Source organism: Paenibacillus glycanilyticus (assembly GCF_030161375.1).
GTDB classification, from domain to species: Bacteria; Bacillota; Bacilli; order Paenibacillales; family Paenibacillaceae; genus Pristimantibacillus; species Pristimantibacillus glycanilyticus_B.
Window position 1 is genome coordinate 49,907 of the sequence record NZ_BSSQ01000007.1, and the last position, 25,234, is coordinate 75,140.

General features: G+C 48.6%; 19 protein-coding genes. 16 read left to right on the forward strand and 3 right to left on the reverse strand.

Annotated elements, in window-relative coordinates:
* Window positions 1-68 precede the first annotated feature (68 nt).
* From QQK89_RS09330 to QQK89_RS09350, 5 genes are all read left to right on the forward strand, one after another.
* A complete protein-coding gene (locus tag QQK89_RS09330) occupies window positions 69-1,013 on the forward strand; it encodes an ABC transporter permease (RefSeq protein WP_284238269.1) in 945 nt (314 codons plus the stop codon).
* Window positions 1,007-1,903 carry a carbohydrate ABC transporter permease gene (locus tag QQK89_RS09335; RefSeq protein WP_284238270.1) on the forward strand — a complete coding sequence of 299 codons (897 nt, stop codon included), beginning with the start codon at window positions 1,007-1,009 and terminating at the stop codon, window positions 1,901-1,903. The genes QQK89_RS09330 and QQK89_RS09335 overlap by 7 nt, the downstream gene beginning before the upstream one ends.
* 111 nt (window positions 1,904-2,014) lie before the next feature.
* On the forward strand, window positions 2,015-3,619 hold the full coding sequence (locus QQK89_RS09340; RefSeq protein WP_284238271.1) for an extracellular solute-binding protein: 1,605 nt from the start codon (window positions 2,015-2,017) through the stop codon (window positions 3,617-3,619).
* 115 nt (window positions 3,620-3,734) lie between these two features.
* Complete coding sequence (locus tag QQK89_RS09345) at window positions 3,735-5,180, forward strand: response regulator transcription factor (protein WP_284238273.1); 1,446 nt, start codon at window positions 3,735-3,737, stop codon at window positions 5,178-5,180.
* Window positions 5,181-5,201: 21 nt separating this feature from the next.
* A complete protein-coding gene (locus QQK89_RS09350) occupies window positions 5,202-6,998 on the forward strand; it encodes a cache domain-containing sensor histidine kinase (protein ID WP_284238274.1) in 1,797 nt (598 codons plus the stop codon).
* A gap of 48 nt (window positions 6,999-7,046) precedes the next feature.
* Here QQK89_RS09350 and QQK89_RS09355 read toward each other — a convergent pair whose 3' ends face one another.
* Window positions 7,047-9,749, reverse strand: coding sequence for an MGH1-like glycoside hydrolase domain-containing protein (locus QQK89_RS09355; RefSeq protein WP_284238275.1), 2,703 nt, complete (start codon window positions 9,747-9,749; stop codon window positions 7,047-7,049).
* Between the two features lie 152 nt (window positions 9,750-9,901).
* Between QQK89_RS09355 and QQK89_RS09360 the strand changes: the two genes are divergently transcribed.
* The gene (locus QQK89_RS09360; protein ID WP_284238276.1) at window positions 9,902-10,837 is read left to right on the forward strand and encodes an AraC family transcriptional regulator; all 936 of its coding nucleotides are present in this window, start codon (window positions 9,902-9,904) and stop codon (window positions 10,835-10,837) included.
* A gap of 40 nt (window positions 10,838-10,877) precedes the next feature.
* On the opposite strand, the gene QQK89_RS09365 is transcribed toward QQK89_RS09360, so the two are convergent.
* Entirely contained in the window at window positions 10,878-11,543 is a 666-nt protein-coding gene (locus QQK89_RS09365; RefSeq protein WP_284238277.1) for a TetR/AcrR family transcriptional regulator, read from the reverse strand.
* 167 nt (window positions 11,544-11,710) lie between these two features.
* Here QQK89_RS09365 and QQK89_RS09370 point away from each other — a divergent pair, with 167 nt between their 5' ends.
* From QQK89_RS09370 to QQK89_RS09415, 10 genes are all read left to right on the forward strand, one after another.
* Entirely contained in the window at window positions 11,711-12,658 is a 948-nt protein-coding gene (locus tag QQK89_RS09370; RefSeq protein ID WP_284238278.1) for an aldo/keto reductase, read from the forward strand.
* Window positions 12,659-12,837: 179 nt separating this feature from the next.
* On the forward strand, window positions 12,838-14,196 hold the full coding sequence (locus tag QQK89_RS09375; RefSeq protein ID WP_284238279.1) for an alpha-L-fucosidase: 1,359 nt from the start codon (window positions 12,838-12,840) through the stop codon (window positions 14,194-14,196).
* A gap of 168 nt (window positions 14,197-14,364) precedes the next feature.
* A complete protein-coding gene (locus QQK89_RS09380; protein WP_284238280.1) occupies window positions 14,365-15,426 on the forward strand; it encodes a LacI family DNA-binding transcriptional regulator in 1,062 nt (353 codons plus the stop codon).
* A gap of 38 nt (window positions 15,427-15,464) precedes the next feature.
* Window positions 15,465-17,333 (forward strand): sensor histidine kinase, encoded by a 1,869-nt coding sequence (locus QQK89_RS09385; RefSeq protein WP_284238281.1) that lies wholly within the window; start codon window positions 15,465-15,467, stop codon window positions 17,331-17,333.
* Window positions 17,330-18,844, forward strand: a complete 1,515-nt coding sequence (locus QQK89_RS09390; protein ID WP_284238282.1) for a response regulator — start codon at window positions 17,330-17,332, stop codon at window positions 18,842-18,844. The genes QQK89_RS09385 and QQK89_RS09390 overlap by 4 nt, the downstream gene beginning before the upstream one ends.
* 142 nt (window positions 18,845-18,986) lie before the next feature.
* Window positions 18,987-19,865: a carbohydrate ABC transporter permease gene (locus tag QQK89_RS09395; RefSeq protein ID WP_284238283.1), complete on the forward strand. Its 879-nt coding sequence runs from the start codon at window positions 18,987-18,989 to the stop codon at window positions 19,863-19,865.
* Between the two features lie 4 nt (window positions 19,866-19,869).
* Window positions 19,870-20,700, forward strand: a complete 831-nt coding sequence (locus QQK89_RS09400; protein ID WP_284238284.1) for a carbohydrate ABC transporter permease — start codon at window positions 19,870-19,872, stop codon at window positions 20,698-20,700.
* 66 nt (window positions 20,701-20,766) lie between these two features.
* Window positions 20,767-21,681: a glycoside hydrolase family 113 gene (locus tag QQK89_RS09405; protein ID WP_284238299.1), complete on the forward strand. Its 915-nt coding sequence runs from the start codon at window positions 20,767-20,769 to the stop codon at window positions 21,679-21,681.
* Window positions 21,682-21,866: 185 nt separating this feature from the next.
* The gene (locus QQK89_RS09410; protein WP_284238285.1) at window positions 21,867-23,213 is read left to right on the forward strand and encodes an ABC transporter substrate-binding protein; all 1,347 of its coding nucleotides are present in this window, start codon (window positions 21,867-21,869) and stop codon (window positions 23,211-23,213) included.
* Between the two features lie 111 nt (window positions 23,214-23,324).
* Window positions 23,325-24,293, forward strand: a complete 969-nt coding sequence (locus QQK89_RS09415; protein ID WP_284238286.1) for an aldo/keto reductase — start codon at window positions 23,325-23,327, stop codon at window positions 24,291-24,293.
* A gap of 8 nt (window positions 24,294-24,301) precedes the next feature.
* Here the strand turns inward: QQK89_RS09415 and QQK89_RS09420 are convergent, their stop codons facing one another.
* Entirely contained in the window at window positions 24,302-25,201 is a 900-nt protein-coding gene (locus QQK89_RS09420; RefSeq protein ID WP_284238287.1) for an AraC family transcriptional regulator, read from the reverse strand.
* Between the last annotated feature and the right edge of the window lie 33 nt (window positions 25,202-25,234).

Consider the following 25,234-nt stretch of genomic DNA (forward strand, 5'->3'; position numbering starts at 1 on the left):
TTTAAATTTCTCCGGTAGCTATAATGAAAACATAAGAGCTCCTTAATACAGCCGGAGGGATGAGAGAAATGAAAGCGGTTTTAGAACGAGAATACGCTGCGATAAAGAAGAAAAACAAATTTCTTCACAACATCAAAAGAGACAAATGGTTGTACACTCTTTTGCTGCTGCCCTTTGCATATATCCTGATCTTCAAATATGCCCCGATCTACGGCGTTGTGATGGCGTTCCAGGATTACAACATTTTTGCGGGCATTAAGGGAAGCGAATGGGTTGGGATGGACGTGTTCCAGTTCATATTCCAACAGGACAGCTTCTACCGTGCGCTTAAGAATACGCTGCTTCTTAATGTTTATGACTTGATCGCGGGTTTCCCGGCGCCTATCATACTTGCGATTTTGCTTAATGAATTGAGAGCGGCGAAGTTCAAGAAATTAACGCAAACCGTATTGTATCTACCTCACTTTTTATCCTGGGTCATTATCGGCGGCATGGTCTATCTGATGTTCTCCAACAGCGGTATGGTGAACACGTTCCTGGACAACCTCGGGCTTGGGAAGATCGAGTTCCTATCGCAGAAGGTGCCTTGGTTAATCACTTATATTTCCGTTGGCGTATGGCAGCATATCGGCTGGGGGACGATCATCTATCTGGCGGCCATGACGGGAATTAATAGGGAATTGTATGAAGCTTCCGATATCGACGGCTGCAGCAGACTTCGCAAAGTATGGCATATTACGTTGCCAGGCATTAAATCTACGATTAATATTTTGCTGATTCTCCAGATTGGTAGAATGGTTTCTATCGGGTTCGATCGGCCGTTTGTAATGGGCAATTCATTAGTGAGCGATTACTCGGATGTAATCAGTACATTCGTATATAGAGTTGGTATTAGCTCGGGGGATTTCTCCCAAGCGACAGCGGTAGGATTATTCCAATCCGTCGTTGGCCTGATCCTGCTGATTGGCGCTAACTATATTGCGAAGAAATTGGGTGAGGATGGGATATGGTGAGTATGGCGAGCACTTTCGGCAAGAAGAAAAAAATGAGCGTGGCGGATATCGTCATTATCGTCTTTATCGTGGCGTTATGCTTCACCTGTATCGTTCCGTTCCTCTATATGATTGCGCTTTCCTTAAGCTCGAACGAAGCGATTATTTCGCAAAAAGTAGGCTTGTGGCCGGTAGGCTTCACGCTGGAAACGTACAAAACGATCCTAAGCGACGTGGAGATGCTGTATACGCTTGGTTACAGTATTCTGCTAACGGTACTCTACACCGCAGTGTGTATGTTCTTGACCATTTGCGGAGCGTATCCATTAACGAAAAAACGGCTGATGGGAAGAAACTTTATTTTGTCGGCGCTAGTCTTCACGATGTATTTCAGCGGAGGATTGATTCCTTCCTATATTCTGGTTAAAAACCTGGGGATGATGAACACGGTATGGAGTTTGGTGCTGCCGGGCGCTATGAGCGTGTTTAACTTAATCATTCTGAAGACGTTCTTCACCAACCTTCCGGAGAGTCTGGAAGAGTCGGCCGCAATTGACGGCTGTTCGGATATGGGCATTCTGATGAAGATCGTGCTTCCTCTGTCGCTGCCTTCCATCGCCACATTAAGCCTTTTCTATGCGGTGGACAGATGGAACGGATTCCAGGATGCGCTGTTCTACATTACGGATAAAAATTTATATCCGATGCAAATGAAGCTGTATCAGATCATCTCGGCCAATCAGCAGCTGGACAGCCAACAAGGCGGAGAAGGCGGCGCAGGCGCTTATATTGTGCCGGAGTCGTTGAAAGCGGCCAGCGTTATGTTTACAACCATCCCGATCCTGCTCATCTATCCAAAATTGCAGAAGTATTTCGTGGACGGCGTGATGACGGGAGCCATCAAAGGCTGATCAGGATAAAGAACGGATTGAAAGGGGTGGTTCCCGGACTGGCTAGCGGATGTAAAGAAGCTTTGCAATACGAATCATTTTAATATCTATCATTTGAAAGGGTGGGTTTAAGTGAATACACGTACAAAGAAAAAAGCAGCCATTTTGTTTAGCACAGCGTTATTGGCCGGTGTTGTGGCAGGTTGCGGCGGGAATAACGGCAATAATGAACCAGCGGCATCCAATGCCGGATCGCCAGCGGCGGAAGCAACTTCCGGTCCCGTTGAAACCTTGACTGTAGAAGTATTCGACAGAGGTATTCAAGGACAACCGGATTTGAATAACAATACGTGGACCAAATACGTGAACGAAAAATTCGGCAAACCGAATAACGCCGTTGTAAAATTCGTTTCCGTCCCTCGCTCCCAGGAAGTCGATAAGCTGAACGTACTCATGGCTGCCAACGAAGCGCCGGATATTTCCTTCACTTACGACGGTACAACGGTAACCCGCTTTGCTAAAAACAAAGGTCTCTATACGCTCGACGAATTGCTCGAGAAGGATGGCCAGCAGCTGAAAGCTTATCTCGGCGATACCGTTCTTGACTACGGGAAATACGAGGGCCAACAAGTTTCCATCCCGGCGAAGCGGACTCTGCTTGCTTGGAACGGCTTGTTTATCCGCAAAGATTGGCTCGATAAGCTGGGACTTCCTGTTCCTACTAATAAGGATGAATTGTACGATACGCTTGTTGCCTTCCGCGACAAGAATCCCGGCAATGTAAATGGCGTCATTCCGTGGGCGACTGCGGCTGCCGGCATGAACTACACGTTTGGCAACCTGGTTCCGTCCTTCTGGGGCCCAATGTCGGAAGAAGAGTTCGTTACGACAACGAACTGGCTGAAGCCCGGCAACAAGGATGCGTATAAATGGCTGAACAAGCTGTATTCGGAAAAACTGATCAGTCCCGACTTTGCTTTGGACAAAACGGCTAAGCAAGCGGACGCCGACGTGACGAACGGCAAGGTAGGTTTCTATGGGGCTAACTGGGATTATCCGCTTACCGCAAAAATGCGCGAACCGCTGAAACAAAACGCGCCGGACGCGAACTATGTTCCGATCGATGCCTTCAAGAACGCGGAAGGAAAATATATCAAAGAGACTTATAATGAAAACGGCCTTTTCTCCTTCATTCCAAAAAGCAGCAAACACGCGGAACTGGCGATGAAATACCTGAACTGGATGGCTGATCCGGAAGTGTTGTTCTTCCTGCAGTTCGGCGAAGAAGGCGTCAATCATACGATGGTGGACGGCATCCCGCAAGGGATTGCGCAAACCGGCGAAAATATGCAGATGAGCAATCTCAATCTGGATTATACGTTGGTTGTAAACGGCGCGGAGCTAGGCGATACCGAAAAGAATGTCAAAACGTACGCGGCAGCCTTGGCAACCGGAGATAAAGACTATGAGAAAATGGCTGTTGATTCCTATGCGATCAACACGACAGACGGCTATACCGGCTTCTACTATGGCGTTCCGAACGAAGCCAGCATCAAATACGGCAAAACGCTTGGCGACATGAACAAGCAAATGATGGATAGATTGATCGTGGCCAAGCCGGCAGAGTTCGATTCCTTGTACGACAAGCTTGTGAAAGAATATATGGACGCCGGCGGCAAAGCGGTTCAAGACGAGAACATTAAGCATTACAGAGAAGTTAAAGAGAGCAGCAAGTAATTCATAAGATACGAAGAAACCATCGTACACCATGGTTTCTTCGTATTTTCTCGTTGCTATTGACGGAAAGCTTTGCTATTATTCGATAGAAATTTAAATGTTCAGGGGGATACCCATGCACAAGGTCATGATTGTAGATGATGAGTCGTGGGCGATTCGAGGAATCCGCAACGCCTTTGACTGGGAGAAATACGGGTTTGAAATAACGGGTCAATTTACAAGCGCTTACATCGCGTGGGATGCTATTCTGGCAGAGAAACCGGACTTGGTATTTACGGATATCCGCATGCCGGACATCTCCGGACTGGATCTCATGCAGAGAGCCAAAGCGCATGATTTGGATACGGAGTTTGTCATCGTTAGCGGATATGCGGAATTTAAATACGCTCAGGAAGCGCTGCGCTACGGCGCGCTTAATTATTTCCTGAAGCCTTTGGATGTAGATATGGCGGATTCGTTTATTGGGGAGCTTGCCACGCATTTCTCCAAAAGAAGCACGCAACGCAACCAGCTTCTTCTAGATGCACTCACCTCTACCGATGAAGAAGAGATTAAACGTTATTTGCCGTTTTCCGAGGATGCGGATGAATGTTACTACCAAGTGCTTTCTATCGATTTCGAAGACGGCAACATTGATTTCAGAAAGCTGCTCTCTTTGGAAGGAAAGCCTGTTACGGCTCTGGAAGTTGAAGCTGGAACAAATAAAAAGCTGATTGTTCTGACGACGGAACATAAATCTTGCTTGGAAGAACTATGGGATGAATCTGTCTTGAAAAATACTGGCAGGAATAATGTGGGCATCAGCAGCATTTCCAGCCAGCTAACACATATGAGCAAACTGATTAAAGAAGCGGATTTGTCTGCCTCGCAGGCTTTTTTGGACAAAGGCGCAAGTATCGTTCATTACGACCCGAAGGTTCAATTGGTGAAGCCTTGCATCGATAATATTCATCGGATCATTCAAGGTGACCCATTCGACGACATGGAACCGTACATCAATGGGCTGCAGGCTTACTTCAAGGATCAGCAGCTTGGCATGAGCGAGGTTGTTTACTTATGGAATCAGGCGGTCGGAATCCTGATCAACGCTTATGCGGAGGAATTGAAAGACATGGAGATGGAATTTCTTAATTATTCCGAGATTAAGGAACGATTCGAACACTTTGAGTCTTTGTGCGGCTTTTTGCATGATGTCCTCACCTCCATCACGCAAGGAAATAACCGCTCTTTGCACGAAGGGGATATCTTGTCCTGCTTCAATCGGATGGTCGCTTATATTGACGCTCACTATGAACAGAAATTGTATTTAAAAGATTTGTCCGCCCAATTTTTCATTAATCAAGTGTATTGCTGTCAATTATTTAAGAAAAATCTAGGCAAAACCTTCTCCGAATACGTATCGGAGCTCCGAATTAAGAAAGCCCGCGAGTTATTGAAGAAAACGGATCTGTCGATCGAAGAGATCGCCATTCAGACCGGGTATGTGGAATATTACTATTTCAATAAGGTTTTCAAGAAGCATTGCGGAATAACACCTGCGAAATTTAGAAAAAGCAGTTAACGATGAACGGAGCAGCAGGCCATGAAGACGAGTAGACTGAAATTGAAGCATCAAATATGGCTTATCTTTTTTTTCGCTATCGTTATATTTACGGCCATGGTGCTGTATTTCTTCTATAGTTTCTCTCATCTCACCCAGAACAGGGCTGCCAATTTCGGGAACCAAATGATAGAGCAAACGCGAAGCAAGATCGATACCGTCTTTAACGATATCCGGGTCAGTACCAGCATAGCGGTCAACAGCAAACTGATTCAGGAATATACCGTAGTGGACGATGATTACAAAAGGGCATTTGATAGCGGCAATTATGCACTGGATCTCATGGATTATATGAGGTCCTTTAATTCGTATGTGAGCGGGATCGTCATAGACGACGCTCGCGGGAAACAGCTTTATAGTCTGGACTCCTCGGGCGGCGACATTTTCTTCCTCAAACGTTATGGCAGCTTTATCCGCACGTATAAGATGGACCCTTCGCTACGGGAAAAGGGGCAGTTCACCACGACCTTAAAAGACGATAACGGAGGATCGGAACAGTTCTTTTATATTGAACCGATTGTCGAATCGATAGGGGGAGTCCATTTCTCCGAGATAACGGGTTATTTCACCGTAATGGTCAATATGGACAAGCTGCAAGGACTGGTGGAAAATACGGAATTGACGCCACACTCCACCTTGTATATTCTGGACAGCCAGGATGAGGTCATTGCGTCCACGGATGCGAAAGCTCGCGGCACGTTGTTCAAGGATATCCTGTCCATGGATAAGGACACCTTGCTTAACGGCGTGAAAACAACAATCAACGGAGAACGTATTCTCGTTCAGGTCAAAGGTCTGGAACAAGCGGATGGATGGCGGATCGTGAGCATGATTCCGGTGCACGAATTGACTGCGGACATGAACCCCATGAGGAAAGTCAGCATTATTGTCGGAATCGGGATTATTCTTATTCTGATCATGATGGGCATCTTCTTCATGAATAGTCTGATGAAGCCGGTGATGGGGCTAGTTCTGGATATGAAGCGGGTAGGAAGAAGGGACAGGAGCTTCCGGATTAAAGTCCGGTCTACGAATGAAGTAGGATCGCTTGCCCGCGACATCAACCGGATGATGGATGAGATGGAAGATATGACGAAGGATATGTTCAATACCCAAGCCAGATTGTACAAATCCGAGCTTAGCCAGAAACAGGCGGAGTTTTCTGCTCTGCAGAGCCAGATCAACCCGCATTTCCTATACAATACGCTGAATTGCATCAGCAGCATCGGATTGGAATACGGAAGCAGGGAAATTGCGCAGATGACTTCGTCCATGTCCAAGATTTTCAGGTACAGCATCAAGCAAGACGAGCTTGTACAGATCAAGGAAGAAGTGGACTGCATTCAGGCCTATATAAAGATTATCTCTATTCGTTACGAGAATAAATTTGCCATGAACATACATGTCGAAGAGGGACTGCTTGAGATGAGTACCCCCAAGATGATTCTCCAGCCTATTGTGGAAAATGCCGTCTACCACGGGCTCGAGCGGATGGATCAAGGGGGGCGGCTAGAGGTTACGGGAAGTATGGATGCGAATGGAGACGTGTGCTTCCGCATAATGGATACCGGGAAAGGAATGGAGCCGAAGGAGCTGGCCGCCCTCCAGACCAAGCTGGGCATGGGCGCATTAGAAGGACAGTCTTCGCAAAGCATTGGACTTACCAATATTCATAACAGGCTCCGGCTGCTGTTTGGTGAAAGGTACGGAATTACCGTGGAAAGCCGGATCGACCATGGGACGACCGTGACCGTGAAGATCCCGTCTTTGAAGCAGTAAGGAAGATAAAGGCCTGAATGTGCTAATCGTTCAGGCCTTTGCTTTCATTTAAACTGGCCGAATCCATAATGACGCTTGCGGCAAGCAGTTGCTTATGATGAGATCTACGCCTCCGTTAGGATGACAGGAGCATATTACGTCGCATCCCGTACCGGCAGCCTCGTAGGACAATCCATCGGCCAGATTAACCCGTATATGAAAGGGCTGATCGGATTGTCCGGCATAATGAAATGCCGCGCGGTATTCCGTATAGTCATCCTTGCAATATTGCTCCAGCATCCAGACGTTAAACCCTGTCGTAACTTTGCCCAGTTCATAATAAGACGCAAACCAATTGACCACTGGTGCCGATAACCCGCCAAATTGATGCCAGCCCGCGCCGCGCCCCGACTGCACGATAAAATGCTCATAACAGTTGTAAGTGGCTTCCGTCTCGCGTTTCCATAACTCCAGCGCCGTAATTGCAATACGGTAAGCGAGGTCCGGGTAACCGTAATCGAACATGGTTTTCCAGAAAAACCACTGATGGGGCATCCAAACCGCACCGTTCCAATAGCCGTCCGCCCGATAATAAGGGGCGCTCTGATCTACCGTGGATAAGCCGATTGGCGTCCAGAAACGTTGTTCATCAAATAAAGCGTCAATTAGACGGTGGGCACGGTCTTTGTCGCAGATTCCTGCAACGAGCGGGTATAGACCGTCCATCCCCTGATTGTAATTGGTTCCGGAGCCGTGACGCAGGAGACCTTCGTATTCTCCTTTATCGTTATGCAGCACATAGCCGTAATAGCCGGCTTCCTCATCCCAGGCATATGAGTTGAGGGCATCGCTCCATCTCCCAATGTCCTTGTCGTATTCCCGGATATCCATTTGATAATGATTGGATGTCTCCGCCGCCATCTTGAGGATTTTGGCGATTCGAATGAGTTGGCTTGTCGTAATGACGGAAGCTGCTATAGGACCTAAGTTTTGCTCATGTACATGTTTCTGAGGCGGATAGTCGTCCCAGCCCCCGGAGTTATAGAAATAATCCCAGGTTTGAAGCAGACCGGTTTCAAATACGTCCGTAGTTGAACCGTTGATTTTGCCTGCGAGGAACAAGTAGTATTGCCGTAATCTGGGGTAGAAATAGTTAAAGAAATCTGGGGACTGCTTGCGGTTCCACAGCTCCTGGAACAAATAATGCTGCACGGGAACCGGGCTGCCGTGATGAATAAAGGCCGCTTCGGGATCTCCCGGCTCCGTCATATAAGCATTTAAGCAATCCATTGCCCGGCTGTCATCAAGATCGGCGAAGCCAAGCCCGATAAATCCGGAATCCCAAGTATACAGGGAATCCCACCATCTCCCCGGCGTGTTGTGGCGAATGAATTGCCGCTTGGTGTAGACAGGGAAAACCGTATTGGTCAGCAAAGTCGCCCGCATGAGCTGCTGGCTGAAGGCAAACCGGTCGCCTGACGGATATGCGGGAGCAGACTCCAGCTTCCTGCGTTCCATCTGATAGATAGACTCGCAGGCGCTGGCATCCAACGCAAAGCTTGCCAGCCGGTTCTGTACTTCTTCCAGGGTCCCGCCGCACACCATACCGTGAAGAACAAGGGATGATGCCGGGTTTAGGGGAATCGGACGCATAAATACATTCGTATAATGTCCGTTTCCGTTGCCATGCAGGACAGCACTCACATGATTGTGCACCGTATGGCGGGCGAATTGATCAAGCTCGTCCGTTCTAAACTGTCTGATCTCCGCATCGGGATAATTCCACAACAAGCCGTAATAGCAGGGGTTATCCGGATAATGAAGAATTAGGCTGCCGGGAACGGGCCCTTCCAGCAGCTCCGGTTCGATGTGCCAAGGGAGATCTACGAACGTCGCCTCTTTGGAAGTCTGCTGCTCGACAAACGTAAAACTGTCAAGAACAATAGGGTTAGCACTCCGTGTACGAAGACTGACAGCCAACTTGCCAGCAGGCAAGCTTCCAATATGCAGTTCCGATAACGTTAAGCAGCCGGAAGGTTCAAGATGAAGCAGGTACTCCTGCTCCCCAAGCCGAAGTTCGAGCTCCGCACCCCGTATGGCTTGACCGCGGAGCAGGAAGACGGCGTCCTTCAGGGAGGTATCGAGGTTTATCTCGTAACGGAGCATATCTCCGGCATCCGTTCCGAACGGACCGCCAATAGCCGACCCTCCCGTAAAATGCTGTCCGCGGATTTCTCCGCGCGACAATCCGTCGTAGACCAGACCGTTTGCGGGCCGCGGCTTGGCAAAGACCAATTCTTTGCAATCCAGCGCGTCTACCCACTTTGCTCCTTCAGGGAGCCTTGCTTCCGCGAAGATTTGGACTTCGCCGTGTCCCGCCAGCCGGGGAGGTTGGAGGGAAGCCATCGCGTGCAGCACCAGATTTTGCGGATGCTCCGTTTGATTAGCGAAGTTAACGCGGATCAGCCGGCTCTGTTCATCGATCCGAGTGAACGATATATCCGCGTAGACCCGATCCTTCCATTCCATTTCGTGGCGGTGGGAGAAATGGCTGAAATCCGGCGAAGCCTCCCACGGATGGTAGCCGGATTCCCATAGGACATTAGGAATGTCTATTTTTCTTCGATAGAATCCCGGCATTAGGCTTAGATCAAATCGAACGCCTTTCGACGCATCGTTAATGTGAGAAATGCCGATATATTGCTTGGCATAAGGTCCCCAAGAAGGCAAATTCAAGTCATGGTTATTGGAAAGACGCTGGTAATCATTCATGTCGGCAGACGGCTCCTTCGGCTTGCGGCGTTTTCTCTTCATTGTAATGGCAAGGTGCTTGAAAAAGCCTCTTGATAGCCGATCCTTTTGTCTTGATAACGGACATTTACCATATAAGCAGTAGCAATGTAGTTAATGAGGAGGCCAGAGATATGACGGTGAGTTTCAACGCTTATGACAGAGAGCAGGTCGATTACGCAGATCCTCATTTTCGGATGAAAATATGGACGATCAACCGCCAAAGCAAGTCATCCGAGGAGTATGGACCATGGCATTACCATGAGGAAATGGAGTGGATTGCCGTCCTGAAAGGTGCAATGACGATTGAAACAACCAATCATACCTATCCGCTGCAAGGCGGCGACGTCATGCTGGTAGGCTCAAATGAGCTTCATCGTTCCCATAAATACGGAACTTCCGAATTGGTCTACATCGTATGCCACGTTGATATGACCGCTTTTATGGATCCGTCCCTGCTGACGTATTATGCGGCTTTGACCGGTAAATCCGCCAATCTGACTATGCTAAGCGAGCAACTCGGCAAGTCAGGGTCAAAGGGACAAGCCTATGATTTGCTCAATAGAATGCTCCGGGATATGACGGTCAAGAAAAGGGGATACGAGTTCGCCGTTAACGCCAGCTTCAAAATGCTTTTGCATACGCTCATTCAAATCGATGACAGGAAGATTATTGCGCCGATGGATCCGCAACTGGGAGATAAACTTCGCCCTGCGTTAGCTCTTATTGAGCAGCGGCTGGAGACATCCTGCCTGATCGCCGATATCGGCAGGGAGCTGAACTACAACGCTAGTTATTTTGCCAAGCTGTTTAAGAGAGGAATGGGAATGACGTTTACCTCTTACGTGCAAATGCGGAGAATGAAGCGGGCCGCGCAGTTCCTGCTTACGGAGTCTTGGTCGGTCACCGAAATCAGCGGCAGAGTGGGATTTGCAAGCCCGGCTCAATTTTATCCGCTGTTTAAGCGACATTTCGGCTGCTCGCCGAAGCAGTTCGCGGGCCGTCATGGACGGGATGACGGATCGATTGGGGAACATTCGCTCATGCAATGGGAAAGCGAAGAACAATAAGGGATGGTTCCGCTATGATGGCGGTCCCATCCCTAATTAATTAGAAAAGGTGCTTCGTAATCTTCTGCGTCAGGTGCTCAATTCTTGGCATCATGCCGGCATCATCAACGGCTGAGAGCTTATCAGGCTTAAACAACTGGATTTTTTTCAGCTGATAATAATCATGCAAGACTTGCTCAACCGTTAATTGATTCGTCATGAGATATTTAACGTTAAACATTCCTCTTAGAATCTCATCCTGCTTAATCAGCAGCTTCCCATTGACGTTATTAAAAATCCCCTTATGAACGCCTTCTTCATAGAAAGCTAATATCAGCCGTTCCCGCTGCTTCATGGCTTCATCAAGTTTATCATGCCATTCTGGGTAACTGGTCTCAAGCTCCTTCAGGAAGATTTCCGTGAAATATTCGTTAAGCGAGACCGTCTGCTCGAATATGAGCTGGAACCTTGAGCTGAAGCTCTGCTCGGAATCAAGCGGCTGTAAAGTCAATTCATTGATGTATCCGATAAAGCCTTCAATAATAAATCCGATGATCTCTTCTTTTGTTGAGAAATACTTATATAAAGTCGCTCTGCTGACTTCCATGACTCTCGCAATCTCATCCATCCGAACGGATTGCAATCCGTTCTTGCGCAAATATGGGATCAGCTTCGCAATAAGCTTCGATCGTGCTTTATGCTTTTTATCCGTTTCATTCCTGTTCAAATCATTACCCCCTTTTTTCATTATAACCGGAATCGCGATTACGTATATAAAATTGATACACGATAAATAAAGTAGACAGTTTTTATATATTTTGTTTACTGTGTATGTTTTGTGTGCTAAGATTACTTCGAAGTGAAAGTGAAGCGAAGGAAGAGAGGGTAAACGGGATGAAAACACAAAAGCTTGGCAATAGCGATCTTGTTGTTTCTTCAATTGGATTAGGAATGATGGGGATGTCACCGGGCATTTACGGCACGATAGATGACGAGGAATCCATAAAAACCGTTCATCGGGCTCTGGAGCTTGGAATTACGCTGCTGGATACGGCGGATACTTACGGCAATGGACATAATGAGGAGCTTTTGGGGAAAGCGTTAAAGGGCAAACGGGAGCAAGCAGTTGTCGCGACCAAATTTACATTTGGCCCGAACTGGGAATTCATTGGTGGCCATCCAGACTATGTAAAGAAAGCCATTGACGAGAGCTTGCGGCGTACCGGCCTTGATTATATCGATTTGTATTATCAGCATCGCGTCGATCCAAAAGTCCCGATTGAAGATACGGTTGGCGCCATGGCGGATCTCGTTAAAGCAGGGAAAGTACGCTATCTTGGCCTCTCGGAAGCGGATGCCTCCAACATTCGCCGAGCCCATGCGGTACATCCGATCTCTGCGTTGCAGACTGAATACTCCCTATGGAGCCGGGATGTTGAAGCGGAAATCCTCCCCGTCGTAAAAGAATTGGGAATTACCTTTGTAGCGTACAGCCCTTTAAGCAGGGGCTTTATCACGGGCGAGCTTCGCAAGTTTGAGGATTTCAAAGCGGATGACATGCGTCAAATTTTGCCCCGGTTCCAAGGGGAGAATTTCCAAAAGAATGTTGACGTCGTAGACAAGCTTGCAGAAATCGCCAAGGAGAAGAATTGCTCGGTTGCGCAGCTGGCTCTTGCCTGGACAATCGCAAAAGGCGCACTGCCGATTCCAGGCACCAAACGTAGAACCTATCTGGAGGAAAATGCAGGTGCTATAAATATTGAGCTCTCTCACGAGGATCTGGCAAGTATTGATGCGGTTAGTCCAAAAGCCTTCGGCGGGCGTTATCCGGGGATGGAATAATAATCGTAGTTTTGTTTTTTGACGGATTCCTTTAAAATAAAGAAAGAATAACGCAGAAACCACGTCATCAGCGAAGTTTAAGTACTTCCTTGATACGTGGTTTTTTTTATCGCAAGAATTGAGGGGAGCTTAGATCAAACGATGCAGGAATCCAAGCAATATTTAGGAGGAGATACGAATTGGGCGTAACGATTAAGGAAGCCGCGCGGGTTGTTCCTTCGTTCAGGCAGCTAGCCTGGCAAGAGACGGAGTTTTATGCGTTTATTCATTTTACCGTTAATACGTTTACGGACCGCGAATGGGGAACGGGGGAGGAATCGCCGGGGATCTTCAATCCTTCGGAGCTAGATGCCAGGCAGTGGGTGAAGGCATGCCAAAGCGCCGGAATGAAGGGATTGATCTTAACTTGCAAGCATCATGACGGATTTTGCTTATGGCCCAGCCAGTACACGGAACATTCGGTGAAGAGCAGCCCTTGGAAGCAGGGGAAGGGCGATGTAGTCAAGGAAACGGCCGAAGCCTGCCGAGAAGCGGGACTGAAATTTGGCATTTACGTCTCGCCTTGGGATCGGCATGAAGCGAGTTATGGGGATTCCGAGCGATATAACCGGTATTTCGTTAATCAGTTGACCGAGTTGCTGGAAGGTTATGGGGAGCTGTTCTGCGTATGGTTCGACGGGGCATGCGGAGAAGGCCCTAACGGCAAACGGCAGGTCTATGACTGGGACGCCTATTACGAAGTGATTCGCCGTTTGCAGCCGGGTGCGGTAATTTCGGTTTGCGGTCCGGATGTGCGCTGGTGCGGCAATGAAGCGGGACATACGCGGCTTGTCGAATGGAGCGTAGTGCCGGCAAGTCTTCAGGATAACGAGAAAATTCAGGCGAATTCCCAGCAGACGGACGGCGGGGAGTTCGCGAAGCGGCTTGGCTCCGAGGAAGAGGATCTCGGCAGCCGCAAGGTTCTGGCCGAGACGGACCACGTTGTCTGGTATCCGGCCGAGACGAACACGTCAATCCGTCCCGGTTGGTTCTATCATAAGCATGAAGACGACAAAGTGAAATCCGTAGCCGAATTAGTTGATTTATATGAGCGGACGGTTGGAGGGAACAGCACTTTCCTGCTCAATCTCCCTCCCGATCGGCGCGGGCTGATCCATGAGCAGGATATTTCCCGGCTACGGGAGCTTGGGCTCGAGCTGAAGAGAAGGTACGGGAGCAACCTCGCGAGCGATGCGGTCATTACGGCAACCGAAGGGGGCGAGTCGGCTACGCTTGAGATGAAGTGGGAGAATCGAATAACCTTCGATCGCGTCATGCTTCAGGAACAGATCCGGGAAGGTCAACGAATTGAACGGTTTTGCCTCGAATGGCATGACGGTGCGGATTGGAACCCTTTCTATGAAGGCCAAGTCATCGGTTATAAAAAAATATGCAGGTTTGATCCCGTTGCAACGGACCGTATTCGTATCCGCGTTACCGAATCCAGAGGTTGTCCAACCTTAAGGGAAGCTGGCGTATACTTAACGGGTATCGTTTAATCCAAATAAGGGTATTCCATCGTCATTACCATGACGTATGGGGTACCCTTATTTTTGCAAACACAAAAGAATACAATTTGTTAGCCAAAACAAATCCATTTTTACCTAACAAAAGTTATGTTATGATAACGCCTATACAGCTAATCTAGCAAAGGATGTGCTTGATTCATGGTCAACAAGGTTACGATGCAGCAAATCGCCGATCATCTGGGCGTTTCTAAATTCGCGGTTTCTAAAGCGCTTTCAGGCAAGCCGGGCGTTAGCGTTGAAACTAGAGATAAAATTGTAAGCGTTGCCACTCAGCTTGGCTATTTTGTCAATAAACAAACGAAGACCAGCGCGAAACGGAATAAACCCGCGACCCACCTTGCGCAATCTCGGGATACGGTTATTTTGCTGGTACCCAAGGTGAGGTATCAGACGAGAGATTCTTATTTCTGGGGACGTATTATCGACGGTATTACGGAAGAACTCGCCGAGCGCGATATTAGCGCATTGGTCGTTACCGAATATTTCAAAGACAACTTCTCGAATCTCATTAATCCAAGCGGCGTCTTGGGCATTATTGGCGTTGGTTATATTGCTTCCAAAATGCTGCTCGAAATCCGTAATCTTGGCATTCCGTTTGTTCTCGTTGATCATGAGGACCCGCTCATTCCTTCGGATGTTCTATTTATGAATAATGCGGAATGCACAAGACGCGTCACTAACTATTTGATTGGCTGCGGCCATAGCAAGCTGCAATTCGTCGGCAACACCCGCTATGCGCGCAGCTTCATCGACCGGTATATCGGTTACCGCTCCGTGATGGAGGAGCATGGGCTGGCGCTTAATCAGGAGGAAGGATTCCTTGCCTTTGAAGGCGAGAACCGGAGCGAAATAACCGAGGCGCTGGAAGCGATTGTGAAGAAGCTTATTGATGAACAACGGCTCCCTACCGCCTTTGTTTGCGCGAACGATTCGATAGCGATCTGCATGATGACCGTGCTCGGCAAGCTGTCGGTACAGGTTCCGGAGCAATGCTCCGTCACCGGATTTGATAACATCCAGGATGCGGAATGGGCTAAACCTGCGCTAAGCACCGTTAATGTCCAGAAGGAAGCGTTAGGCCGCCGGGCTGTAGAGATGCTTCTTCGAAGACTCGAGCAACCTGACAGTCTACAGGAAAAAATATTGCTTGCGGGAGAATTCATCGTGCGAGAATCAACAGCGCTGCCAAAGGGCAGCTAACCAGGCAGCCGGTAGCAGGTTAAAGGAGATGACAACAGTTGAGCAAATGGGGTTCCCGGTTGCGAATATGGACGGAGTGGCCGTCAACTCGGATGGAAGCGAAGCTCTTAATCGTGTTTGTGCTTCTGATTTTGCTTCCCATCGCTTTGCTTACTCTATTCTCGGCGCAGCGATACACGCAAACGATCGAGTCGAACACGGTATCTTATGCTTCCGAGCTTACGGACAAGATGATAAGCAAACTGGACGACTACACGGTAGATATGAAAAAAATCTCGATTATCCCGTCTTATTTGGATGAGATTCAAGCGGGGCTTAAGTTGTCCAACGACTACTATGCGAAGGAATTGGAAGCGAAAGGAAGCTTAACGGACCAAGCGGCTGCGGATGATACGGTCAGGCTTAAAATTCAGCGCAAAATCGAAAGCAGCATTTATTTTATGAACAACATTAAAGAGGGGACGAGCAATGTCTATTTGTTCGACCGTTACGGCAATCCCTACTATGTGATCAAGAGCGGCGGCGTACGGTCGGACTTAAGCGATTATTACGGGAACTGGAAGCAAATTGCCCATGAGGCGAACGGCAAACCCGTTCTGGTCAGCACGCAGGAAGTGACTTCGGTTAACCGCAAACATTATGTATTTACGGTCGTTCGGGAAATTATTGATAAATCTTATAACCCTATCGGGATCATCGCCGTAGATGCCAACATTTCGGTAATTACGAATATCGTGCAGGATTTGGATGCCACGACGCATGGCACGACGCTCATCTTGGATGAGCAGAAGAACGTCATTTATGACAGCGAGCAGAAATACCTGCTGCAAAATTTATCGGAGAATGAGCTGCTGAAGCAGGTAACCGGCACGGAAGGAAGCTTCCATATCGGTGAAAAGGGGCAATCCCAGCTCGTGATTTACCGCAAATCGGAAGTATCCGGTTGGCTAATGCTCATCTCGATTCCCGAAAAGCAGCTAATGTCTGCCGCGTTGCGAACGCGCAATTACACGACGGCAGCCGCGATCTCTACGATGTGTCTCGCGCTTGTCATCTCTCTTATTACGATATTTGCGTTAACAAAGCCGTTGCGTTCTCTCGTTAAGGTGATGAAGCAGGTGCAATCCGGCAAGCTGGATGTCATATTCCCCTTCAAGCGGCGCGATGAGGTCGGCATGGTGGGCAACGCTTTTAACCGGATGATGGCTCGCATCAAATCTTTAATAGAGGATATTTACCGGATTGAGCAGCGCAAGAAGCAAATTGAGCTCGAAAGCCTGCAGCGTCAGATCAATCCTCACTTTATCTACAATACGCTTGAGTCGATTCGAATGACGGCCGTCATTAACGATGACCCGGAAGTCGGGCAAATGGTGCAGCTGCTCGGACAGCAGCTTCGCTATAGCATTCACGCGGGCAGCGAAGTGGTGCAAGCCGAGTTGGAATGGGAGCATTTAAGAATGTATATGGAGCTTCTAAGCTATCGGTACGGAACCCGTTATTCCTTAAAGCTGCCGGAGGATCCCGCAATCGGGAAAATCGAAGTGATGAAGCTGCTGTTCCAGCCTATCGTTGAGAATGCGATCAATCACGCGTACGACGAACAGACGGGGGATTTGGTCATTTCAATCGGTTATATGCAAGCTGGCGCAGATCAGTATTTTATCGTCAAGGATGAGGGCAGCGGCATGGACGAGAACGCCCTGCTTCGGCTGCGAAGCATGCTTGAGGCGGAGGAAATGCCGGAGTACGAAGGCCGCGGCATTGGGTTAAGGAATGTAAACGAGCGGCTTAAGTTACGTTATGGCGTTGCCTATGGCATTACGGTCGACAGCGTGCAGGGCGAAGGAACGAAGGTGTCCATTAAACTTCCAATCCATCCCAAACAAGGAGGAATATTGTTATGAACATTATTGTCGTGGATGACGAGGAGCGAATTAGACTCGGATTGTGCAAGCTGATCGAACAAGCAAGCGATAGCTATGCCATTATCGGCTCTTATGGCAGCGGCCAGGAGCTGCTGAACGAGCTTGAACATTTGGAACCGGATTTAATTATTACGGATATTAAAATGCCGCAGATGACGGGACTAGAGCTTATTTCAAAAATTGTCCGCATGCAAAAAAAGGTGAAGTTCGCCGTTCTCAGCGGCTTCAACGATTTCGAATACGCGCGGGAGGCCATGCGTTACGAAGTGAAGGAATATTTGCTGAAACCCGTTAATTTAGATGAATTGAACCGCATGCTTGCCAAGGTTGCGGCAAGCGTGAAGCAGGAGAATAACCGGCGGCGGCTGGAATCGGAAGATTTGGTCAGCTTGCTGCTGTTTGCGGGCGACAGGCAAATGCCGGCAACGCTCAAGGAGGAAGTAAGCAGCGAGCTTGACCGCAGCCGGTTGTTTGCCGAGCAATATGCCGTCTTGTTTATAGGTGCTGCCGAGCCGGCAATAATGGATGAGCAGCTTGAGAAATGGACTTGCGACTGGCAGCGCGAACGCCAAATCGTAAGCAACGAAAGCCGGCAACAAGCAGTCATTATCGCCGTAGGCGAGAATGACCATGTAGATACGGTACGGGATTTGGCCCTGACGCTCCTGCAGCGAATGCCCGGCTTTACGAAAGCGAAGATTGGAATTAGCGGTGTTTATAGCGGCAGCGGTTGTCTGGGGCAAGCTTATCGCGAGGCTTCGGCCGCTTATCAGCATGCCTGGTATAATAACGAGCTGCGCGGGTACTCGGCCATGCCTACCCAGTTGGCTCGCAAGGAAGAGCGGTATCGCTTGCTTCGCATCATCGACAAGGAGGTTTTGCCGGCGCTTCAGCTATGCGATATGGCTAGGGCAAGCCGCGCTTTCGAGAGTTGGCTGACGGAATGCGCCAGTTACCGCTTAAGCTTCGAAGAGCTGGGAGAAGTTTGCTCGGACATGGATGTGCTCATAAGCGAGGAAATCAAGCCAAGACTTGGGCAGCAGCCCCCGATTGTTGAGCCGAATAAGATGATTGCTCCAGAAAGCTTTGAGGATTGGCGGGCTTATGCCGATCAGCTGCGCGCGGATATAAGCAAACGTTTTTTTGCGCTTGAACAGGGACGGACGGACAACAAAGCGGTTGAAACGATTAAGGCGTATCTTCAGAAGCATTATACGGAAGAGATTGAATTGCAGCGTCTGGCTGACCTCGTTTATCTAACCCCAAGCTATTTGAGCAAGCTGTTCAAAACGGAAACCGGCGAAACGATCACCGACTATCTGACCTCGGAGAGAATCGAACAGGCCAAACGCCTGCTTCGCGACGAGCAAGGGTTGAAAACCTATAGGATCGGCGAAATGGTAGGGTATGCGGATCCGGCTTATTTTACGAAGGTGTTCAAAAAAATGACCGGTAAAACGCCTAAAGAATACCGCGACGTTGTTAGGTAATCAAAGTTAGGTGGAAGTTAGCAAAATAGAAGACAAGAAAGAATAACGAAGTCCATTAAAATCATAGCGCCAATCGCCTATAATACGATGTAAGCGTTAACAAGTTGGCTTACAGTCATCCAACAGAAAGCGAGGGAGCCTATTGTTTCATTTCAGTTATAAAACGCAGCGTTATCTCATTTTATTCGGATTTTTAACGATCCCCGTCCTGCTATCGCTGACCTTTTCTTATTATCCGGCCGTCTCTTTGCTCTATTACAGCTTAACCGATTGGACGGGATTAGGTTGGGATATGCATTACATCGGCTTCGACAATTACAAGGAAATCTTCACGAAACCGGAAGTGTTCGGCGCTCTGAAGAACAATCTCTATTATTTTATCGGCGGGCTTGTCCAGGTTGCCTTATCGCTGTATTTCGCCGTTATTCTAACGGGCAAACTGCGCGGCCGCAACGGATTCCGGGCGATGTTGTTCATCCCTTACGTCCTGCATAGCGTTGCAACCGTCATTATGTTTAAGAACCTGTACCACATGGAATACGGTTCGCTTAACGTGCTTCTTGGCTCAATCGGACTAGAGTCATGGCAGCAGAGCTGGCTCGGCGACAAACATCTCGTTAATTTCTCGCTTGCTTTTATCTCGATGTGGAAGTACATGGGCCTTAACATGGTGATCTTTATCGGCGCGCTGCAATCCATTCCGAGCGACTTGTACGAAGCAGCTTCCATCGACGGGGCTAACGGCAGGCAGAAATTCCGCTTCATTACGTTGCCAAGCATTCGCAAAGTCATGGAGCTTATGCTTATTCTCACCTTGACCGGGGCGCTCGAAGCTTTTGATATTCCTTATGTCATGCTGCTTGGCGCGAATGATACCTCAACCTTTGTCATCAAAACCGTAGATACGGCGTTCAAATATCAGAACTTTGGTCTTGCTTCCGCAATGGCCGTGGTGCTGCTGATCATGGTCCTCATCTTTATCGTTATTCAACGCAAGCTGCTGTTCAGAGAGGAGGGATAACGGGATGAAACGGGAAGAATCTTACCTCTTTACGGTATTCAAATACTTGACGCTCGCTATCGCCTTGTTCGTTGTGTTTTTCCCCTTGTATTCCGTCTTTATCGGCGCGTTCAAGACGCAAGTGGAATATTACCAAACCGGGCTGCGGCTGCCTGCTGATCTATTTAACTTTGACAACTTTAGCAAGGTGATCGACATAGGCAAGCTTGGACTGGGCTTTAAAAACATACTGATCATTCTCGTTATAGCGGTTGCCGGCAATGTCTTGTTCGGAACGATGGTCGCTTATGCGGTTGGGCGATTTGATTTCAAGCTGAAAAAGCCGATTATGGGCATGTACCTGATTGCTCAGGTTATTCCGATGGTCACGACGCAAGTGGCTACGTTCAGCGTAATTAAATCCCTTCATTTGTACAATACGATGGGCGGTCCGATTATTTTGTATCTGGGAGCGGACGTGCTTCAAATCGTAATTTACTTGCAGTTTGTGAATAGCATTCCGAAGGATTTGGACGAAAGCGCGATGATTGAAGGGGCTTCCTTGTTCCGAATTTACCGCTCTATTATTTTCCCGCTGCTGGCGCCTGCCACGGCAACGCTCGTGATCCTCAAAACGATCTCGATCTATAACGATTTCTATACTCCTTACCTATACATGCCAAGCCAGAAGCTGAAGGTCGTATCGACCGCCATCTATTCTTTTGTCGGGCCTAATGCGGCTCAACTAAACGTGATCTCTGCCGGCATTCTTATTATTTTCATACCGACATTGCTGCTGTTCCTGTTCCTCCAGCGTTATATTTTTGCCGGAGTAACAAATGGCGCTGTCAAATAGCTAAACGGAAGTTATTCATAAGGGAGTGCATCAACGTTGAAACAATGGAATGAAACTGTGAACGGTATGACATGGGGCTGGACAGGCGTGCGCGGTACATGGGCAAGTCCCGAGGCGGAACACTCCATGTCGGAGATGACGAAGCTGAACGTCAACTGGGTGGCGATAGCTCTAGCCGCCGAACAAGAAACACCGCAGTCTACGGTTATTCCTTATTGGGAGGAACCAACCGTAACGGATGATGAAGCGATATGGGCAATACGGGAGGCGAAGCGGCACGGGTTAAACGTATGCTTGAAGCCGGTCGTCAACTGCGCGAACGGCACTTGGCGGGCTCACATTAACTTCTTTGACGATGAGGTGCCAGGCGAGCCTAGCTGGGCGGAGTGGTTCAGTTCTTACGGTTCATTTATTAAGCATTATGCCGCAATAGCGGAAGCGGAAGGCTGCGAGATGCTCTGCATCGGCTGCGAAATGGTACAGACCGACAAGCGGGATAAGGAATGGCGCGCTTTAATAGCGGAGGTTCGCGAGATTTACAGCGGTCTTATTACTTATAACTGCGACAAATACCAGGAGGAGCGGGTTGCCTGGTGGGATGCTGTCGATATGATTTCTTCCAGCGGCTATTATCCCGTTGATCAATGGGAAACTCAGCTTGACCGGATCGAAGCGGCCGTGAAGCGCTGGAACAAACCGTTTTTCTTCATGGAGGCCGGTTGCCCTAGCCGTGAAGGCTCTCCTATGAGGCCCAATGACTGGTCGCTTCCCGGCGGTCCTTCCGAACTTGAGCAAAAGCGTTATTACGAAGCGATGTTCGAAGCTTGCTCGAAGCGGGAATGGATGCAGGGCTACATGCTCTGGGATTGGCCGGCCAGGTTGTATAACGCTGACGAAGCGGCAAGCAACGACGATTATTGCATGTACGGCAAAATCGCGGCTGCGGTCATAAGCGAACATTATGGGCGACTCCAATCCTAGTCTTCTATTGTCTTTTCACCTAACAAAACCGATGGTTGTTAGCATAATTGATGACAATAAAAACAAATAAACTTCATGTAAATTTATTTTTAGAGACGTTATGATGAATATGTAAGCGATACCAAATTGTGCAACAAAATTAAAGAGTAGCTTTGAAAAAACCAAATTGCAGGGGGTAACTTTCGATGAACAAAAGTTTTGCAATTACGTTGGTTCTGGCTTTAACCGCCGTTCTCACGGCTGCTTGCGGAGGCAACAATGCAGGCAATAACAATGCAGCGACGGCTACGAATTCGGGCAGCAACAATGCCACGGCGTCTAATGACGCCAGCGCGACAGACGCGGGTGCTGCGACAGACGCTCCAAGCGAACTAAGCGGCACCATTAAAGTACTCACGCAAAGAACGGACTATGTCAATGACGGGACCTTCGACAGATATGCAGCCGAGTTCAAGAAAAAATATCCAAACGCAAAAGTGGAATTCGAAGGTCTTACAAACTATGCGACGGACATTCAAGTTCGCTTGACGACCGGCGAGGCGGGCGACGTTCTGATGATTCCGGCGGGCCTTGCAACATCGGAATACAGCAAGTACTTCGAACCGCTTCCGGATGAATGGTTCAATAATGTTTATTTCGCTGACAATACGTTGTTTGACGGCAAACGTTACGGGCTGTCGACCGGCGTAAATACGCAAGGGATCGTCTATAACAAAAAAGCATTCGCGGCAGCGGGCATTGATAAAGCGCCAACAACGCTCGATGAACTGTATGCCGATGCCGAGAAGCTGAAAGCAGCAAAAATTACGCCTCTGTATATGAACTATGGCGCGCAATGGCCAATGGGCAACTGGGGGGATGGCTCTGCTTGGTATGTGAACGGCGATCCGCAATTCGCAACGAAACAAGTATCCGAAGAGGCGCCATTCCAATTGGATAACGCTTGGGGCACGCTCGCGACCATCGGCCGCACTTTCGTTGAAAAAGGTTACGTAGAGAAAGACTTGTACACGAACAACTGGGAAATGTCCAAAGGCGAAGTCGCAAGCGGCAAAGCGGCGATGTATTTCCTCGGCAACTGGGTAATCCCGCAAATTATTGGAGCAGGCGCAGCATCCGAGGATATTGGCTTCTTCCCTCTTCCATATGATAACAGCGGCAAATACAACGCTCCGCTTGGCTCCGATTATTTCGTAGCCGTAAGCAAAGACAGCAAGAACAAGGATTTAGCTAAAGCTTGGGTAGAGTTCTTCGTCAAAGAATCCGGGTATGTGGAAGATTCAGGCTTTATGCCAATCGACAAATCGGCGCAATCCTCCATTCCGCAATTGGCGGAGTTCCAATCTTATAATCCAACGCTGATCGAGAGCGAAGCAACGGATCCGAAATACAATGAAATTGCGAACAAAGCGCAAATCGGCATCGGCACTGGCGACTATGTCCAAGAATATATCGTAGCGGATGATCTTAAGGCCGCATTCGATAAGTTGAATAAGAAATGGAAAGACGCAAAAACAGCTTTAGGCTACTAATAAACGAAATACAGAACACAACAAGACCTCGCTTCTGGAGCTTCCGGAGTGGGGTCTTGCTGTGCCCGCGAATACTCCTATACAATTGAACTAGATGGAAGGAGGCGTCTAATGGAAAAGGTAAAGGTTACGGGAACCGATCTACTTAGTTCATCGCTTGCCCTTGGCGGCGTTCCGTTTGGGAGCAAGTTAAACGATGAGCAATCTTTTGCGCTTATGGACGCTTACGCGGATTACGGCGGCAATATGGTCGATACGGCAGAAGTGTACGCGAATTGGCTGCCGGGCGAGCAAAGCGTCAGCGAATCCACGATTGGCAAGTGGATGAAGTCCCGCGGCAACCGCAATCACTTGATCGTAACGACCAAAGGGGCGCATCCTCGCATGTCGACGATGCATATTTCCCGCATGTCGCCGCAGGACATTAGAGAAGACGTTGAAGGAAGCCTCGGGAGACTGCAGGTCGATCATATCGATCTATACTGGCTGCATCGGGATGATCGGAACCGCGATGTAGGCGAGATCGTGGAATCGCTGAATGCTCTTGTTCGGGAAGGGAAAATCCGGTATTTCGGCTTGTCCAACTGGACGACGGATCGAATTCGGGAAGCGCAAGCTTATGCGGCCTCCCATGGGCTGCAACCGTTCAGCGCGAACCAGCCGATGTGGAGTCTTGCATCCGTTGACCTCTCGCAAGCGGAAGATCAAACGCTTGTTGCCATGGATGAGGGAATGTTTGCCTTGCATCGCGAAGCGGGGCTAACGGCTATACCGTATTCGTCCCAGGCGCAAGGTTTGTTCACCAAGCTGGCTGAAGGCCGGCTTTCTCTTGACGATGATACGGCTGCGCCTATGTATCGTTCCGATTCCAATCGGATGAAACTCGGGAGAATTCGTACGCTTGCGGAAGAGAAAGGGATTGCCGTCAGTCAGCTTGTCCTTTCGTATATGCTGTCACAGCCTTTTCCGACGATTCCGATTATCGGCTGCCATTCCCATGCCCAGCTGGAAGATTCCATACAGGCAGATAAGGTTCGATTGACGGAAGAGGAAGTGGCTTTCCTCGATTTGCGTGCTTAAGGATACCCTCAGCGGTATCCTTTTTCTTTTACTCCGTTTTTTTGATACTCCTTTGGCGTCATGCCCCGATCCTTCTTGAATGCCTGAATGAAATGGTTCACATGATTAAAGCCAACTCTTTGAGCGATTTCGGTTATGCTGTATTCCGTCGATTGCAAGAGCTCGCAGCTTTTGTTAATCCGGTATTGGACCAAATAGGAATAAGGGGTCCTATGTATGCTTGTTTTAAAGCTCCGGGTGCATTCCGACACGCTCAAATGAGCGGCATCGGCAATGTCCTTCAGCGTGATCGGATCGGCATAGCTTTGGTGGATGAAGCTGAGCATGAGCTGCAATCTCTCCTGCTTAAGCCGATTATGCTTGGAGGACTCCTCCGAGGGCAAAGTCATGTTCGAGATGAGGATGAGCCATAATTGAACCGTCTTGATCGAAATTTCATATTGCCATCCCCAGTTGTTCTTCGATTCGAATTCCTGTTTCAACTCCCACAGAATGCGCAAAATTTGCTTCTGCCACTCTGTCTCTCCTCTGATCTCATAGGATAACAAATAAGAATTGGTGATGGGGAGGACGTGGTTTTTTTCCATGGCGCTGCCCGAATAAAAGGCAAGCAGCTTCTCCGGAAAGTTAAAGCTGACGTATTCTCCGTCATGCGTTAAGCGCGTAACGACGTGAAGGACGCTTTTATTAATAAACACAGCTTGCCCTTCGCGCAAATGAAAGTCTATTCCGTTGATCTGAATCGTTAAACTCCCTTTAGTGGCTAACGTGATCTGCAGCTCTTGGTGCCAATGCAGATCGTTAAACCCTCTGCCTTTTGGGATGGTTTGGCGAAGCGTATGCGTGTACATGATATAAGGGAAAGTCTGGTCCGGATATTGAATGGCCTCGTGCAGTTGCTTGTCCACCGTCATTCTCCTTTGTCTGACGATATTTCGATA

Coding starts and splice junctions, on each gene's coding strand:
- QQK89_RS09330 (WP_284238269.1), top strand. CDS start 69: ATGAAAGCGGTTTTAGAACGAGAATACGCTGCGATAAAGAAGAAAAAC.
- QQK89_RS09335 (WP_284238270.1), top strand. CDS start 1,007: ATGGTGAGTATGGCGAGCACTTTCGGCAAGAAGAAAAAAATGAGCGTG.
- QQK89_RS09345 (WP_284238273.1), top strand. CDS start 3,735: ATGCACAAGGTCATGATTGTAGATGATGAGTCGTGGGCGATTCGAGGA.
- QQK89_RS09350 (WP_284238274.1), top strand. CDS start 5,202: ATGAAGACGAGTAGACTGAAATTGAAGCATCAAATATGGCTTATCTTT.
- QQK89_RS09355 (WP_284238275.1), bottom strand. CDS start 9,749: ATGAATGATTACCAGCGTCTTTCCAATAACCATGACTTGAATTTGCCT.
- QQK89_RS09360 (WP_284238276.1), top strand. CDS start 9,902: ATGACGGTGAGTTTCAACGCTTATGACAGAGAGCAGGTCGATTACGCA.
- QQK89_RS09370 (WP_284238278.1), top strand. CDS start 11,711: ATGAAAACACAAAAGCTTGGCAATAGCGATCTTGTTGTTTCTTCAATT.
- QQK89_RS09380 (WP_284238280.1), top strand. CDS start 14,365: ATGGTCAACAAGGTTACGATGCAGCAAATCGCCGATCATCTGGGCGTT.
- QQK89_RS09390 (WP_284238282.1), top strand. CDS start 17,330: ATGAACATTATTGTCGTGGATGACGAGGAGCGAATTAGACTCGGATTG.
- QQK89_RS09400 (WP_284238284.1), top strand. CDS start 19,870: ATGAAACGGGAAGAATCTTACCTCTTTACGGTATTCAAATACTTGACG.
- QQK89_RS09405 (WP_284238299.1), top strand. CDS start 20,767: ATGACATGGGGCTGGACAGGCGTGCGCGGTACATGGGCAAGTCCCGAG.
- QQK89_RS09410 (WP_284238285.1), top strand. CDS start 21,867: ATGAACAAAAGTTTTGCAATTACGTTGGTTCTGGCTTTAACCGCCGTT.
- QQK89_RS09415 (WP_284238286.1), top strand. CDS start 23,325: ATGGAAAAGGTAAAGGTTACGGGAACCGATCTACTTAGTTCATCGCTT.